This is a genomic window from Amycolatopsis sp. NPDC054798, from assembly GCF_053611505.1.
Genome location: NZ_JBSHAM010000003.1, coordinates 239,676 through 254,575, shown reverse-complemented (window position 1 = coordinate 254,575; position 14,900 = coordinate 239,676). Strand labels below are relative to the sequence as shown.

Genomic DNA, 14,900 nt, shown 5'->3' with positions numbered 1-14,900 from the left:
GGCACGATCGATACGGGCGAAAGGGCAGAGACGGACCCTATCAGGCCAGAAACCGCGCTGTTACGAAAAGCTAACGGGTAGCGCTAGACTGGCTCGGCGATCACGAGGGAGAGGGAAAACCATGTCCGGTACTGCGGACCGCCGACGCTCGCGGCGGCTACGGCCGCTGTGCGGTTTCCTCTCGGCCGCCGCGCTGCTGGCCGCGGGGTGCGGTCAGCCGGAAGCTGAAGCGAAACCTCCGGCGCGAAGTGCCGAAGCGCCGCTCGCGCTGGTGTACAACGGGCCGCAGGGTTGCGCGGAATGCGGGCCCGCGGTGGCTGACCTGCTCCGCCGGGCACCGGAGCACTATCGGGTCGAGTACGTGGGCCCAGGCACCGGAAAGCCGCTCACCGCGGCCGTGCTGGCGCAGGCGCAGTTGTACGTCCAGCCGGGCGGAGGCCAGGACCTCGACCGGACCTGGCGGGACCTGGACGGGTCCGCCGACGCGGTCCGCGACTGGGTGCGGGGCGGCGGCAGTTATCTCGGCCTGTGCTTCGGCGGTTACCTGGCCGGCCGCGATCCCGGGTTCGGCTTGCTGCCCGGCGACACGCACGGGTACGCGGGTTCTCCCGGCTCCACGGTTCCGGACGAGCGCGACACCGTCGTCGAGGTCAGCTGGCGGGGCAAGCCGCGGCATATGTATTTCCAGGACGGGCCTGCGTTTCGCCTGAACGAGGGGGCCGACGCCACCGTGCTCGCGACCTACCCCAACGGGGCGGCCGCGGCGGTCGTCGCCTCGTACGGCAAGGGGCGGGTCGGCGTCAGCGGGCCGCATCCGGAGGCCGACGCCTCCTGGTACGACGAGAATGGGCTCGCCAATCCCGACGGCGTCCGAATGGACCTGGCCTACGATCTCGTCCAGGCGACTGTCTCGCGGTAAAGAAAAGGGAAAGCCGCGAACCGGCGGGTATTTCCGGCGGCCAAGGCGACCTCAAGTGGGTGAGTTGTGCGCCTCGCCGCGCTTTCGAGTTGTCCGCGGCGGTTCGTGTTGATTCGATGCGATCATGGTGCGCTGGGCGGGTAGGAGCGGGAAAGCGGTCCGGCGGCTGGCCGTGCAGGCTCTCGTGACGGCGGTCGCGGCATCGGGCCTGGCGGTGGCCGGTGCGGCACCCGCCTCGGCGCAGACGTGGCCGGTCGAAGGCGAGCAGAGCCCGTCCGTTTTCGACTGCGACCATCTCTATTACAGCAATTTCCGGTCGGGGATGCAGTTCCGCACCGACTCCGCCGGGGACGCCGAAATCCAGAACACCGTCATCAGCAAACGGGCGGGCAGCGGCCCGCCGGATTACTGGTCGACCAATATGGCGCTCGGCAAAGACCCCGACACCGGCCGTCCGGCGGCATTCTATTCCAGCTATACGAGCGCGAACCGGACGCTGTACAAGCACGTTTCCGGGACCGGCCAGGCCACCGACGAGATCGCGAACGGCGAGACCCGGCAGCTGCCCGCCGGGACGAACTGGGGCGGCATCGCCGAGGACCCGGGCAGCGGGATGCTGTTCGGCGCGCAGAACGGCGGCGCGCCGAAGCTGTTCGGGATGAACCTCGCGACCGGCGCGACAACCGTCTGGACCAGGGGCTCGAACCTGACCCCGGTCCCGTCGGACGATCCCGTTTTCCGCGGCGGATCGCTGGTGCCGGACCTGTTCGTGGACGCCGACGGCGGTGCGTACTACGGCATTTCCTACGGCGGCTCGACCTACGTCTACCGGCTCGACCCGGCGACGGGCACCACGACGCGCGCGGTCCGCGTCGTCGGACCGGGGTCGGGCAACGGGTTCAACAACTACGGAATGGCCTACTTCCACGGGTCGATCTATCTCGGCTACTACGGCGGCGCACTGTACAAAGTGGACCCGAAGACCGGGGCGTCGACGCTGGTGCCGGGCGGCAACGCCCAGGACAACCAGGTCGGGCGGATCAAGTCCGAATCCGGCGGCTCCTGGCCGATCACCGACCTGGCCAGCTGCTCGATCGCGCCGAACCTGACCTCCCGGCTCGTGGTGCGCAAAACCGCCAGCGAGCAGACCGCGAAGCCGGGGGACACCGTGCGGTACACGGTGACGATCGCCAACGAGGGCGACGCTCCCGCCCCGGCCGCCCGGCTGACCGACGACCTGAGCGCCGTCCTCGACGACGCCGCGTACAACAACGACGCGGCCACCACGACCGGCGGTGCGCCGACACCGACCCAGCCGAGCTACGACGGCCGGAAGCTGACCTGGACCGGGGCGATCGCGCCGGGCGAGAGCGTCACCATGACCTATTCGGTGACCGTGGGAAAACCGCCCGGCGGGGACAAAAAGCTGACCAACGTCGTGACGGTGCCGGAAAGCAACTGCGCCGAGGCGTCTCAGGATCCGGCGTGTTCGACGGTGGTCCCGATCGCCACGCTGAAAATCGCGAAACATGCCTCGCCCGCCAATCCGAGCCCGGGCAGCGTCGTCACGTACACGGTCACCGTGACCAACGACGGCCAGGCTGAGTGGCGCGGGGCGAGCGTCACGGACGACCTGACCGATGTCCTCGACGACGCCGCCTACAACAACGATGCCCGGGCAACGGGAGGCACGGTCGCCTACGACGAACCAGGACGAGCGCTGCGCTGGACCGGCGACGTCGCGGCGGGCGCCACGGTCACCATCACGTACACGGTGACGGTGGCCGATCCGCCGGGCGGAAACCGTCGCCTGGTCAACCGGGTCGTAGGCCCGGACGGTTCGAACTGCGGCACGGACCCGGAGTGCACCACCGACGAACCGATTTCCGGTTTGGTGATCCGGAAGACGGCCTCGCCCGCCACCGCGAAGCCTGGCGACACCGTCACGTACACGATCACCGCGGAGAACCTCGGCGGCGCGACGGCGACCGCAGTCCACCTGACCGACGATCTGACCGGCGTGATCGACGACGCTGCCTACAACAACGACGCCGCTGCCGCCATCGGCGGCACTCCCGCGTCGGCGCAACCGGGATACGATCCGGACACGGCGAAATTGTCCTGGACTGGCGACATTCCGGCCGCCCAGACCGTCACGATCCGCTACACGGTCACCGTGCACGCGCCGCCCCGAGGCGACCACAACCTGCGCAACGCCGTGACCGGCCCCGCGGGATCGAACTGCGCACCGGACAGCACCGATCCGTCCTGCACCACGACCACCCCGATCGGTGCGCTCGAAATCAAGAAGACCGCGGACAAGACGGACGTCCAGCCCGGCGAGCGGGTCGGCTACACCGTGACCGTGCGCAACATCGGCGAGGCCGCCTATCCGGGAGCGTCGTTCACCGACGACCTCTCCGGCGTGCTCGACGACGCGACGTGGAACAACGACGCGACAGCCACCTCAGGCACCACATCCTTCGACGCTCCGCGGTTGCACTGGACAGGCGACGTCGCGGCAGGCGCCACCGTGACCGTGCGCTACTCCGTCACGGTCGGCACCCCGCCCGCCGGCGACAAGCACCTGCGCAACCTCGTCACCGGGCCGGACGGCTCGACCTGCCCGCCCGGCAACACCGACCCGGACTGCACCACCGACACCGGCATCGGCGCCCTCGAACTGTCGAAGACCGCCTCGCCCGCGGCCGCGCAGCCCGGCGACAAGGTCACGTACACGGTGACCGCCCGAAACCCGGGCAGCGCAACGTATCGAGGCGCGCGGTTCACCGACGACCTGAGCCGTGTCCTGGACGACGCGACCTACAACAACGACGCCACCGCCACCACTGGCACGCTCGACTACACCGAACCCACCCTGACCTGGACTGCCGACCTGCCCGCAGGCGCGACCGCGACGATCACCTACTCGGTCACCGTCAGCGCGACGCACACCGGCGACAGCGAACTCCGCAACGCGATCACCGGCCCGCCCGACTCCACCTGCCCGCCCGGCAACACCGAACCGGACTGCAACCCGGTGACCCCCGTCGCCCGCCTGCACGTCAAGAAGACTGCGACCCCGTCGGATCCGCGGCCCGGCGACACCGTCACCTACAACGTCCTGGTCGCCAACGACGGGAAGACCGCCTACCGCGGCGCCACCGTCACCGACGACCTGACCGGCGTCCTCGACGACGCGAACTACAACAACGACGCGCACGCGACGAGCGGCACAACCGCTTACGCCGCACCGAAACTGACCTGGAACGGCGACGTCGCGGCCGGCGCGACGGTGACGATCACCTACACCGTCACCGTGCAGGACCCGCCGCGCGGCGACAAGAAACTCGCCAACGCGGTCACCGGCGGCGGCAACTGCCCGCCCGGCGGGCACGATCCGGACTGCGGAACGGTCACGCCGTTGCCGGCGCTGAAGATCACGAAGACCGCGACCCCGGCGGAAATCAAGACCGGCGACCGGGTCAGCTACACGGTCACCGTGGAGAACGTCGGCGAGGCCGACTACCGGGACGCGTCGTTCACCGACAACCTCGCGGGCGTGCTCGACGACGCGACCTACAACGGCGACGCCAAAGCGGATACCGGCACCGCGGTCGTCGCGCCGCCGAACCTGACCTGGACGGGAAACCTGGCCAAGGGCGCCACCGCGACCATCACGTACTCCGTCACCGTGACCAACGCCGGCGACCACCGGCTCGTCAACACTGTCACCGGAACCGGGTCGAACTGCCCGGAGGGCTCGGCCGATCCGGACTGCCGCGTGGTGCTGCCGAAACCGCACCTGCGGATCACCAAGACCGCCGATCCGGGGATCGCCGAGCCGGGCGGGAAGGTCACCTACACCGTGACCGTGCGCAACCTCGGCGAGGCGCCGCAACCGGAAGCGTCGTTCACCGACGACCTGTCCGGGGTCCTGGACGACGCGGCCTACCACGGCGATGCCACGGCGACCGCCGGAACCGTCCGCTACGACCCTCCGCGTCTGCAGTGGACCGGCCCGGTCGCCGCGGGCGAGCAGGTCACGATCAAATACTCGGTGACGGTCGGGGATCCGCCTCGCGGTGACAGGATCCTGCGCAACGCCGTCACCAGCCCGGACGACACGAACTGCCTGACCCGGGACCCGGCTTGCGGCACCGAAACCCCAGTGCGCGAGATGACCGTCACCAAGCGCGTGCTCGCGGCGACGGCGAAACCGGGGGACAAGGTCACCTACGTCGTCGACCTCGTCAACACCGGCACCGCGGTCTATCCGGACGCGTCGTTCGTCGACGACCTCGCCGACGTGCTGGACGACGCCGCCTACAACCAGGACGCCCAAGCCACCAGCGGCACCATCGACCAGACCGGCTCGCGGCTGACCTGGCGCGGGAAGCTGGTGGCCGGCCAGGCCGTCACGGTCACCTACTCGATCACCGTCAAACCCGACGCCGCTGCCGGGAGCCGGCTGCGCAACGTCGTCGTCTCGCCGAACCCCGGGACCAACTGTGTCACCGGCACCGAACTCGGTTGCGGCACAGACACTCCGGTGACTCCGGGAAATCCGGGAACTTCAGGCGTCCCGCCGGTCGTTCCGCCGGGAACACCGCCGCTGGCCTCGACCGGCACGCCGTTCCTGGACCTCTTGTTCGGTTCGCTGTTCAGCTTGCTCAGCGGTTTCGTGCTGCTGGTGGCTGCGCGGCGGCGGAGGCAGCGACGCTGAAAATCGCTGGCGGCCCGGTCGTGACGAAGGCAGGGTTTCCGGGTGACGATCTTCGTGGTGACCGGGATCCAAGCCGCGGGCAAGTCGACGGTGGCGCAGGCGCTCGCCGAACGGCTGCCGAAATCCGCGCACGTGCGCGGTGACGCGTTCCGGCGGATGGTGGTCAACGGCCGGGCCGAGATGGGCCCGGCCGACCCGCCCGCCGAGGCGGTCCGCCAGCTCCGGCTCCGGTACGCGCTCGCGGCTCAGGTCGCGGACGGGTACGCCGGTGCCGGGTTCACCGTGGTGCTGCAAGACATCGTGCTCGGCGAGCACCTGCCCGAAATGGTCGGCGCGCTTCGCACGCGGCCGTGTTACGTCGTGGTTCTCGCGCCGAGCGCCGAGGCGGTGGCGCGGCGGGACGCGGCTCGGCGGGCGGAACGGGGGAAGGTGGCGTACCAGCCGGGCGACACCGGGATCGCCGGGCTGGACGCCTGCCTCCGTGAAGAGACGCCGCGCCTCGGGCTGTGGCTGGACACTTCGGACCTGACCGTCGAGGAGACGGTCGAGGCTATCCTTGCCCGGGCGGAAGCCGAAGCGGCGGTCTGACCGGGGTCAGTTCGGCGGCTGCTGCGGCCCTTCGCCCGGGTTGGGCTGCGGCGGCTCGGGCTGGGAGTGGCCCGGTTGCGGCTGCTCTTGCTGGGGGTAGCCGGGCTGAGGGGGCTGCGGCTGGGCGTAGTAGCCGGACTGCTGGCCGGGCTCCGGCTGGGGGTACCCGGGCTGCGGCTGGCCGGGCTGGGGCTGGCCGGGCTCCGGCTGCGGGTAACCGGGCTGACCGGGCTGCGGGTACCCCGGCTGCGCATAGCCGGTCTGCGGGTATCCGGGCTGGGCGTAACCGGCCTGCGGAGCGAACCCCGGCTGCCCGCCCGCCGGGTACCCGCCCGGCGCGAAACCGGGCTGCGGCGACCGGTTGCCCTTCATGACCGCGAGCACGACCAGCAGCCAGGACAGCGCCTCGAGCAGGCCGAGCAGGATGCTGACCACCGTGAGGATCACCCGCATCTGGTCGCTGCTGATCTCGTCGTCCGCCATCCAGCCGGACAGGTCCGACAGCATGAACTGCCAGACGATGCTCAACGCGGTCGTGACGAGCATGACCACGAAGCCGGCCACCATCAGGCCGGAGCCGCCCCGCGAGCGCCGGCCGATCGAGACGACCAGGCCGATCACCCCCACTGTCAGCAGCAATGCCCGCGGGATGATCTCGAGGATCGTGTACGTGAAGGTCTCCATACCTGCTCTCCGCTCAAGGAACGTCGGGCAGATCCTAGGGGGCGGTCCTGTCGTGTGTGGCCGGTTCGGCGAGAAGCCCGGTCTCGAATCGGCGTCAACTCCGGTGCGCGGCAAGATATCCGGCGAACCGCTCGTCGACCTCCCCGGCGGTCAGGCCGAAGTCGGCGAGGGCGTAGCGATGCCTCGGTTTCGCGTCTCCGGTGCGGCTGCGCGCGTGCAGCGTGGTCATCGCGTCGCGTGCCTGCGGAGAGAGATCGAGGCCGAAGTGCTGGTAGACGCCTTCGACGGTGCCGATGGGGTCGGCGACGAAGTCCTCGTACCGGACGTCGCAGAACTGCGCCGGGTCGTGCCGGGCACGCGCGGCCTCGAACTGTTCCGCGCCGCGCGCCCACAGATCGAGCTGACTGCGCCCGACGACCTCGCCGCGGAAGGTGTCCGACCACCCTTCCGAAGCCTGCTCGGTCAAGCTGCACACCGACGCGATGATGGTGCTGGGCGCGCGATGGGTCTGCACGACCAGTGCGTCCGGGTAGACGTCCAGCAGCGCGTCGAGGGCGAACAGGTGGCTCGGGTTCTTGAGCACCCAGCGACGGCCCGCGTCCGGGAGCCCGATGAGCTGCAGATTGCGCCGGTGCCTGCGGTAGGCGCCGGTCCAGTCCTGCCCGTCGAGCCAGCGCGAATAGCCGGGGACGTGGGCGAGGCATTCGTAGGACACGGATTTCAGCGATTGCCGCAGGAGCTGCCAGCATTCCTCGACCTGGTCGGCCGACATGTGGTGCAGGCCCATGAACTCGGGATGTTCGACGTGGTGCTGTTCGTAACCGGCCTGAATCGCTTGGAAGACCGGGTTTTCCGGCCAGGTTTCCCGCGGCGGGCGCGGCTGCGGCATTTCGGTCAGCCACACTTCGAGGCCCTGGTGTGCGGGGTCCTCGGTGAGCAGCCGGTGCAGTGCGGTGGTTCCGGTGCGCGGCAGGCCGGTGACGAAGATAGGACGCTCGATGGGCACGTCGGCGTACTGCGGGTGCTGTTTCCACGAAGCTTCGCTGAGCAGCCGCGCCACCAACGCACCGCGCAGGAAAGCGCGATGGACTTTGTTGCCGTACGGGGTCAAATCAGCTTCGTTGGCATAGGAATCGAGCAGTACGCGCAGCCCTTCGAGGTGGTCGTCGCCGCCGAAATCGTCAAGGCCGGTGAGTTTCGCAGCGGACGCGTGCAGGTCTTCGACCGTGCCGACGCTGTCCCGTCCTGGAAGCATTCTCTTCCCCTCAGTGGTGGTATTCGCCGGCGTTCACGTCGAGGCATTGTCCGGTGACGCAGCGGGCGAGCGCGGACGCGAGGAATACGACGGTGTCGGCGATCTCGTCCGGTTCCGGGAGCCGTCGCAGATCGATCGTCTTCGCCGTTTCCGCGTACACCTGCTCGGCGGAGACCCCGCGTTCCTTGGCCAGGTAGGCGAAGTACCACTTGAGGTTGTCCGCCCAGATGTAGCCGGGCGCAACGGTATTGACCCGGATTCCGCGCGGGCCGAGTTCCGAAGCGAGGCTTTGCGCGAGCGCCAGCAAGCTCGCCTTGGCCATTTTGTACGCGCCGAACGTCCGCCGGGAATGCCGCAGCACGGCCGAGTTGATCATCACGACCGAACCGGCGCTCTCGGCGAGCGCGGGGGTGCAGAGCCGGGTCAGGCGAAGCGCGGCGATCACGTTGGTTTCGAACCCGGCGCGCACGGCGTCGAGATCGACATCGGCGAGATCGGTGATCGGCGGGACCGCGAAAGCGTTGTTCACCAACGTGTCCAGCCGCCCGAACTCGCTCAGCGCGGTCTCGCCGAGGGTGGTGGCCGACGCCTCGTCGGTGATGTCGGTGGGCACCTGGACGGCCCGCCGGCCGAGCGCCTCTACCTCGGCGGCCACCTCGGCGAGCCGGGATTCGGTGCGGGCCGCGAGGACGACGTCGGCCCCGGCCGCGGCGGAGCGCAGTGCGATGGAGCGGCCCAATCCCGGGCCGATGCCGGAAACGAGAACGACTTTGCCGGTGAGGAGATCCATGGTTCAGCCCAGCATCCTGGCCGCGACCGCGGCCTGTCGCGCGGCGATCCGCTGTGCCCATTCTTCCGGCGTCACGCGGGCGTCGGAATGATAGGGCAGCCGGTCGGCGAGTTCGCCGAACTTGACGACCTCGACCTCCGGACCGTCCTTTTCGGTCAGTTCGCGGGAAAGCCGCTGCCAGCGGATCTGGACGTAGCCGCGGTCGTGCCCGGTGCGCTCGAGCCAGTTCGCGAGTCCGGGGTCGCGTTCGCTGATCACGAACCGCATCTTGCCGTCCGGGTCGACCCGCGCCTGGTCGGCGGTGAGGCTGGTCTGGTGGTTCAGGTAGTCGAGCGAGACATACCAGGGGCTGCCGAGCTGGATGCCCTGGTACGGCGCGTCCGAACGGGGCACGGTCACGATCATGACCTCGTCGTCGGCGAGTTCGTAATGCCCGGCCGAGGAGTACTGCGTGGGCAGGCCGCCGGGCGTGCTGCGCGGTTCGGTCATCGTGTTCGCCGGCAGGTTCAGGTAGAACCACTTCGGGAAGGCGAGGAACGTCCGCAGCCGGCTGAGCAGGATCTTCCCGGTGACGCCGTACCGTTTCTCCATCGCGGAGCGCGTCAGCGCGGGCGGCGCCTGGCCGGTGGTGCCCGCGCAGCGGAGCTGGATCGTGCCGCGCCGTTCGGTCGCCCAGTCGCTGTAGACCTCGCGGACGACGAGCATCGACGAACCAGGGCCGAGCACGAAATAGCCCGGCTCGGGATCGGGTTTCGCCGGGCCGAAACGGATTTCGAAGGAGCCGTCGGCGGCGACGGGGATGTCGCGGTCGTCGAACGCGGTCACGCTGTCGGGCACCTCGACCGGCGTGTAGTCGCCGTTGAGGACCTGGAAGCTGAGGTCGGCGGTGGTGCCGCGGGCCCCGGTGACGACGTATTCGCGGTCCTCGCGGATGTTCGCGTTGAAGTACAGGGTGTCCGGGTTGTCCAGGCCCATTTTCGTGTACGGGCCGGTGGACAGGGTGAAGTACGGGAAGTCGCGGTCGTAGGCCCACGCCGTCTGGACCGAGGCCCGGATGCTGCCCGCGAGGTAGTCGTAGCCCTCGATCAGGTCCTGTTCGGTCCGCACGTGCGGAGCCTCGGCGATGATCTTTTCGGCTTCGGCGATCGCGCCGGCGAGCGGTTCGGTCAGCACCGGAGACTCCTCACTCTGGTCCAGATCTGTACCGGGGTGGTACGTTCGGGGTCGGTTGAGACTAGAACGTGTTCTAAGGATGGGTCAATGGCAGTGACCAGGCGCTCGCCGCCGACCGCACGGGTCGTGCGGCTGCTGGACTTCTTCACGGCCCGGCCGGGGCAGCGGTTCGGGCTTTCCGCGCTGGCCCGCGAGCTGGACCTGAGCAAGCCGACCTGCCTCGGCATCCTGACCGAGCTGACCGCGAGCGGCTACGTGGTCCGCGACCCCCGGACCACGACCTACCGCCTGGGACCGGCGATGATCGCGGCCGGGCGGGCGGCGGGAGAGGGTTTCGGCGCCAGCGAAATCGCCCGCGCTCACTTGGAAGAACTCAGCGCCCGGTATCAGGCGACCTGCACCGCGTCGGCGGTCGTCGACGGGCGCATCCTGATGCTGCAGAGCTCCGGGCCGGCGAAGGTGCGGCTCGGCGAGACGTATCCGTTCGCGCCGCCGGTCGGGCTGATGTACGTGCTGTGGGACGCCGACTCCGCCTTCGACGCCTGGCTCGCCACCCCGCCCGCGGTGCCGGTGCGGCTGGACGAGGCGTACCTGCGGCGCGTGGTCGCCGAATGCCGGGAACACGGTTATCTGGTGGAAAGCCTGACGTCGGCGGGCCGCCGGCTCTACACGCTGATGGCGGGCGTGGCCGCGGGCGATCTGCCGCCGGAAGTGCGGGGACTGGTCGGCGAGCTGGTGTCGAGCCTGGGGGAGCGGGTGTACCTCGGCGCGGACCTGGAACCGCGGAAGAAGCACGCGGTCAGCCTCCTCGCCGCCCCGACTTTCGACGCGTCCGGGCGGCAGGAACTGGTGCTGACGCTTTCGGTCGGCGAATCGATCACCGGTGCGGAAATCGCGCGCCGGGGCGCGGCGCTGGCGGAGGTCGCGGACGCGGTGACGGCGGAGGCGGGCGGGGTCCGTCCCGGCTAGAATCGGGGGATGGTCACGGATCCGGTGCTCGTCCGGATCGGCGAGGCGGCGCAGCTGAACCATCGAGGCGAGCGGGATGCGGCGCGGGACTTGTTCGACCGGCTCTGGGCGGAGATCGGCGAGCAAGGGGACCCGCTGCACCGGTGCACCCTCGCGCACGCGATGGCGGACGCGCAGGACGATCCGCGGCAGGAGCTGGCGTGGGATCAGCGGGCGCTCGCGGCCGCCGATCTGCTGACCGATGCCCGGCTGGCGGAAGCCGGGGTGCCGCTTCCGGCCGCCGGGCTGTATCCGTCGCTGCACCTGAACGTGGCCGAGTGCTACCGCAAGCTCGGCGATCTCGGCCGGGCCCGCGAATCGCTCCAGCGGGCGCGGGCCACGATCGGCGCGCTCGGCGACGACGAGTACGGGCAGCTGATCAGGAACGGCCTGCGGGAAGCGGCCGAACGGCTGGGCTGACCGGTCAGGCGGGCTGGCCCCACCTGTTCGCCGTCAGCTTCCAGTTCGGCTGGTCCTTCGTCGAGACCAGCGTTTCGTACAGCCGCTCGTACCCGGTTCCGCTGATCCGCCAGACGCCGTCCTCGCGCCGGTAAGTGTCCTCGTAGTAGGCGGCTCCCTCGATCACCACGTGGTGCTCGGCGACGATCACCTTGTCCTGGAACAGCCATCGGCCGGTCGCGGTGTCGCCGTCGATCTCGATTTCCGGATGTCCGGCGAAGTGCATCGTCGTGACGCCGGGGCCGACGGCGGTGCGCAGGAATTCCATCAGCGCGTCGCGGCTGCCGAAGTTCAGCGGTTTGCCGTAGGAGGGCGTGCCGTAGTGCACGCGGGCGTCGGCGGTAAGCGTCTCCGCCATCTCGTCCCAGAGCTTCAGGTCGAGGCACCGGAGGTAGCGGAATTTCACGCGGCGGATCTCTTCGAGTGCGACCAGGTCCATGCGCTCCAGCGTCCTCCGCCGCTTGACCCGGCGCAAGAACCTGTTCTACTTTTCTGTCCTCGAACCCCGGAAGGGCGGATCCGATGGCGAGCAAGGCACCCCCGGCCTACGAGCTGAGCCACCTCGGTGCGCTCGAAGCCGAAGCCGTGCATGTCTTCCGCGAGGTCGCGGCGACCTTCGAGCGGCCGGTGCTGCTGTTCTCCGGCGGGAAAGACTCGATGGTGATGCTGCACGTCGCGGCGAAAGCGTTCTGGCCCGCGCCGCTGCCGTTCCCGGTGATGCACGTCGACACCGGGCACAATTTCGACGAGGTCATCCGGTTCCGCGACGAAACCGTCGGCCGCTACGGGCTGCGGCTGGTGGTCGCGAGCGTCCAGGACGACATCGACGCGGGCCGGAGCGTCGAGGATCCGAAGGCGGGCCGGAACCGGCTCCAGACGGCCACGTTGCTGCGCGGCATCCGCGAGAACGGCTTCGACGCGGTGTTCGGCGGCGCGCGGCGCGACGAGGAGAAAGCGCGGGCCAAGGAACGGGTGTTCAGCTTCCGCGACGAATTCGGGCAATGGGACCCTCGGCGGCAACGTCCGGAATTGTGGAACCTCTACAACGGCAGGCATCGCAAGGGCGAGCACATCCGGGTCTTCCCGTTGTCGAACTGGACCGAGCTGGACATCTGGCAGTACGTCGAGGCGGAGGACGTCGCCCTGCCGTCGCTGTATTACGCGCACCGCCGGACGGTGGTCCAGCGGGACGGGATGCTGCTCGCGGAAAGCCGGTTCCTGGCCGTGGGCGAGGGCGAAACCGCTTATCCGGCCACCGTTCGCTTCCGCACGATCGGGGACGCGACCTGCACCGGCTGCGTCGAATCGACCGCGTCGTCGCCGGCGGAAGTCGTGGCCGAGGTCGCCGCGACGCGCGTCACCGAACGCGGCGCGACCCGGGCCGACGACCGGATTTCCGAGGCCGGGATGGAAGACCGCAAGAAGGAAGGCTACTTCTGATGAGCACCGGGGGCCGGGTCACGACGGTGCGGATCGCCACCGCGGGCAGCGTGGACGACGGCAAATCGACCCTGATCGGCCGGTTGCTGTTCGATTCGAAAACGGTGTTCGCCGACCAGCTCGAAGCGATCGAACGCACCAGCCGCGACCGGGGCGACGCGTACCCGGACCTCGCCCTGCTGACCGACGGCCTGCGCGCGGAGCGCGAACAGGGCATCACCATCGACGTCGCGCACCGGTATTTCGCGACGCCCAAACGGAAGTTCATCATCGCCGACACCCCGGGACACGTGCAGTACACCCGGAACATGGTCACCGGAGCGTCCACTTCGGACGTCGCGCTGATCCTGGTCGACGCGCGCAAGGGCGTGCTCGAACAGTCGCGCCGGCACGCGTTCCTGGCGAGCCTGCTGGGCATCCGGCACCTCGTCGTGTGCGTGAACAAAATGGACCTCGTCGATTGGTCGCAGGAACGGTTCGAGGAAATCCGCGAGGACTTCCGCCGGTTCGCGATGAAACTGCGGACCCCGGATCTGACTTTCGTCCCGATGTCCGCGCTGCACGGGGACAACGTGGTGCACCGGGGCGCGAGCATGCCTTGGTACGAAGGCACTTCGCTGTTGCACCACTTGGAACAGGTGCACGTAGCTTCGGATCGGAACCTGGTCGACGCACGTTTTCCGGTGCAGTACGTGATTCGCGAGCACAGCCGGGACTTCCGCGGTTACGCCGGCACCGTGGCCGGTGGCGTGTTCAAGCCCGGCGACGAGGTGACCGTGCTGCCGTCCGGGTTCACCACGACCGTGCGCGCGATCTGGGGCCCTGGCGGTGCCGCGGTGCCCGAGGCGTTCGCCTCGCTGGCGGTCACCATCGAGCTTGCCGACGAACTGGACCTCAGCCGCGGAGACCTGCTCTGCCGCCCCGGCAACCGTCCGCACGTCGGCCAGGACATCGACGCCATGGTGTGCTGGTTCTCCGAACAGGCGTCGCTGGCCCCGGGGTCGCATTACCTCGTCCGGCACACCACCCGCGAGACCAAGGCCGAGGTCCAGGCGCTCGACTACCGGCTGGACGTCACCACGCTGCACCGCGACGAGTCCGCCGAGTCGCTGTCGCTCAACGAAATCGGCCGGATCCGGCTGCGCACCCGGCAGCCGCTGCTGTTCGACCCCTATCTCCGCAACCGCCCGACCGGAGGGTTCCTCCTGGTCGACGAACACTCCGGGGACACCGTCGGGGCCGGGATGATCACCGGCCCGAGCGCGACGGCCCCGAACGTGGTCTGGCATCCGGCGGCGGTGTCGCGGGACGAACGCGCGACCCGCGGCCGGACCGTCTGGCTCACCGGGCTGTCCGCCTCGGGCAAGTCGAGCGTGGCCGTGGAGCTGGAGCGCAGGCTGGTCGCCTCGGGCCGTCCCGCCTACTTGCTGGACGGGGACAATCTCCGGCACGGGCTCAACGGAGACCTCGGGTTCGCGCCGGAGCAGCGGGCCGAGAACATCCGCCGCGTCGCGGAGGTCGCGAAGCTGTTCGCCGACGCCGGGGTGGTGGCGGTGGTGTCGCTGATCAGCCCGTATCAGGCCGACCGCGAACTCGCGCGGACGGTGCACGAAACGGCGGGCCTGCCGTTTCTGGAGGTTTTCGTCGACACTCCGCTGGAAGTGTGCGAGGACCGCGATCCGAAGGGCATGTACGCCAAGGCCCGCGCGGGAGAAATCACCGGGTTCACCGGAGTGGACGCCCCGTACGAACGACCGGCGGCCCCGGATCTGGTGCTGCGCCCGGAAAACGGCGACCCCGGGGCGATGGCCGCGCTGGTTCTTGCCGGGTGGGTGTGAGGTGGGGGGGGTGGGGGGGC

12 protein-coding genes are annotated in these 14,900 nt (G+C 69.5%); 7 read left to right on the top strand and 5 right to left on the bottom strand.

What is annotated here, in order from left to right; all coding sequences use genetic code 11:
* Positions 1-121: 121 nt before the first annotated feature.
* From ACWGIC_RS03780 to ACWGIC_RS03770, 3 genes are all read left to right on the top strand, one after another.
* The gene (locus ACWGIC_RS03780; RefSeq protein WP_452074364.1) at positions 122-919 is read left to right on the top strand and encodes a BPL-N domain-containing protein; all 798 of its coding nucleotides are present in this window, start codon (positions 122-124) and stop codon (positions 917-919) included.
* 124 nt (positions 920-1,043) lie between these two features.
* A complete protein-coding gene (locus ACWGIC_RS03775; protein ID WP_452074363.1) occupies positions 1,044-5,645 on the top strand; it encodes a DUF7927 domain-containing protein in 4,602 nt (1,533 codons plus the stop codon).
* 42 nt (positions 5,646-5,687) lie between these two features.
* Positions 5,688-6,233: an AAA family ATPase gene (locus tag ACWGIC_RS03770; RefSeq protein ID WP_452074362.1), complete on the top strand. Its 546-nt coding sequence runs from the start codon at positions 5,688-5,690 to the stop codon at positions 6,231-6,233.
* A 6-nt stretch (positions 6,234-6,239) separates the two neighbouring features.
* On the opposite strand, the gene ACWGIC_RS03765 is transcribed toward ACWGIC_RS03770, so the two are convergent.
* The 4 genes from ACWGIC_RS03765 to ACWGIC_RS03750 all read right to left on the bottom strand — a co-directional run bounded on the left by ACWGIC_RS03765 (position 6,240) and on the right by ACWGIC_RS03750 (position 10,135).
* The gene (locus ACWGIC_RS03765; RefSeq protein ID WP_452074361.1) at positions 6,240-6,917 is read right to left on the bottom strand and encodes a hypothetical protein; all 678 of its coding nucleotides are present in this window, start codon (positions 6,915-6,917) and stop codon (positions 6,240-6,242) included.
* A 94-nt stretch (positions 6,918-7,011) separates the two neighbouring features.
* Positions 7,012-8,172 carry a sulfotransferase family protein gene (locus ACWGIC_RS03760; RefSeq protein ID WP_452074360.1) on the bottom strand — a complete coding sequence of 387 codons (1,161 nt, stop codon included), beginning with the start codon at positions 8,170-8,172 and terminating at the stop codon, positions 7,012-7,014.
* Between the two features lie 10 nt (positions 8,173-8,182).
* Positions 8,183-8,962, bottom strand: coding sequence for an SDR family oxidoreductase (locus ACWGIC_RS03755; RefSeq protein WP_452074359.1), 780 nt, complete (start codon positions 8,960-8,962; stop codon positions 8,183-8,185).
* 3 nt (positions 8,963-8,965) lie between these two features.
* Positions 8,966-10,135, bottom strand: coding sequence for a hypothetical protein (locus ACWGIC_RS03750; RefSeq protein ID WP_452074358.1), 1,170 nt, complete (start codon positions 10,133-10,135; stop codon positions 8,966-8,968).
* Positions 10,136-10,228: 93 nt separating this feature from the next.
* Between ACWGIC_RS03750 and ACWGIC_RS03745 the strand changes: the two genes are divergently transcribed.
* Both ACWGIC_RS03745 and ACWGIC_RS03740 read left to right on the top strand, forming a co-directional pair.
* Positions 10,229-11,104 (top strand): helix-turn-helix domain-containing protein, encoded by an 876-nt coding sequence (locus ACWGIC_RS03745; RefSeq protein ID WP_452074377.1) that lies wholly within the window; start codon positions 10,229-10,231, stop codon positions 11,102-11,104.
* A gap of 9 nt (positions 11,105-11,113) precedes the next feature.
* Positions 11,114-11,563, top strand: coding sequence for a hypothetical protein (locus ACWGIC_RS03740; RefSeq protein WP_452074357.1), 450 nt, complete (start codon positions 11,114-11,116; stop codon positions 11,561-11,563).
* Between the two features lie 4 nt (positions 11,564-11,567).
* On the opposite strand, the gene ACWGIC_RS03735 is transcribed toward ACWGIC_RS03740, so the two are convergent.
* On the bottom strand, positions 11,568-12,041 hold the full coding sequence (locus tag ACWGIC_RS03735; RefSeq protein WP_452074356.1) for a nuclear transport factor 2 family protein: 474 nt from the start codon (positions 12,039-12,041) through the stop codon (positions 11,568-11,570).
* Between the two features lie 83 nt (positions 12,042-12,124).
* Here ACWGIC_RS03735 and cysD point away from each other — a divergent pair, with 83 nt between their 5' ends.
* Positions 12,125-13,042 carry a sulfate adenylyltransferase subunit CysD gene (gene cysD, locus ACWGIC_RS03730; RefSeq protein ID WP_452074355.1) on the top strand — a complete coding sequence of 306 codons (918 nt, stop codon included), beginning with the start codon at positions 12,125-12,127 and terminating at the stop codon, positions 13,040-13,042.
* Positions 13,042-14,880 (top strand): adenylyl-sulfate kinase, encoded by a 1,839-nt coding sequence (gene cysC, locus ACWGIC_RS03725; RefSeq protein WP_452074354.1) that lies wholly within the window; start codon positions 13,042-13,044, stop codon positions 14,878-14,880. Before cysD ends, cysC begins: the two co-directional genes overlap by 1 nt.
* Positions 14,881-14,900 lie beyond the last annotated feature (20 nt).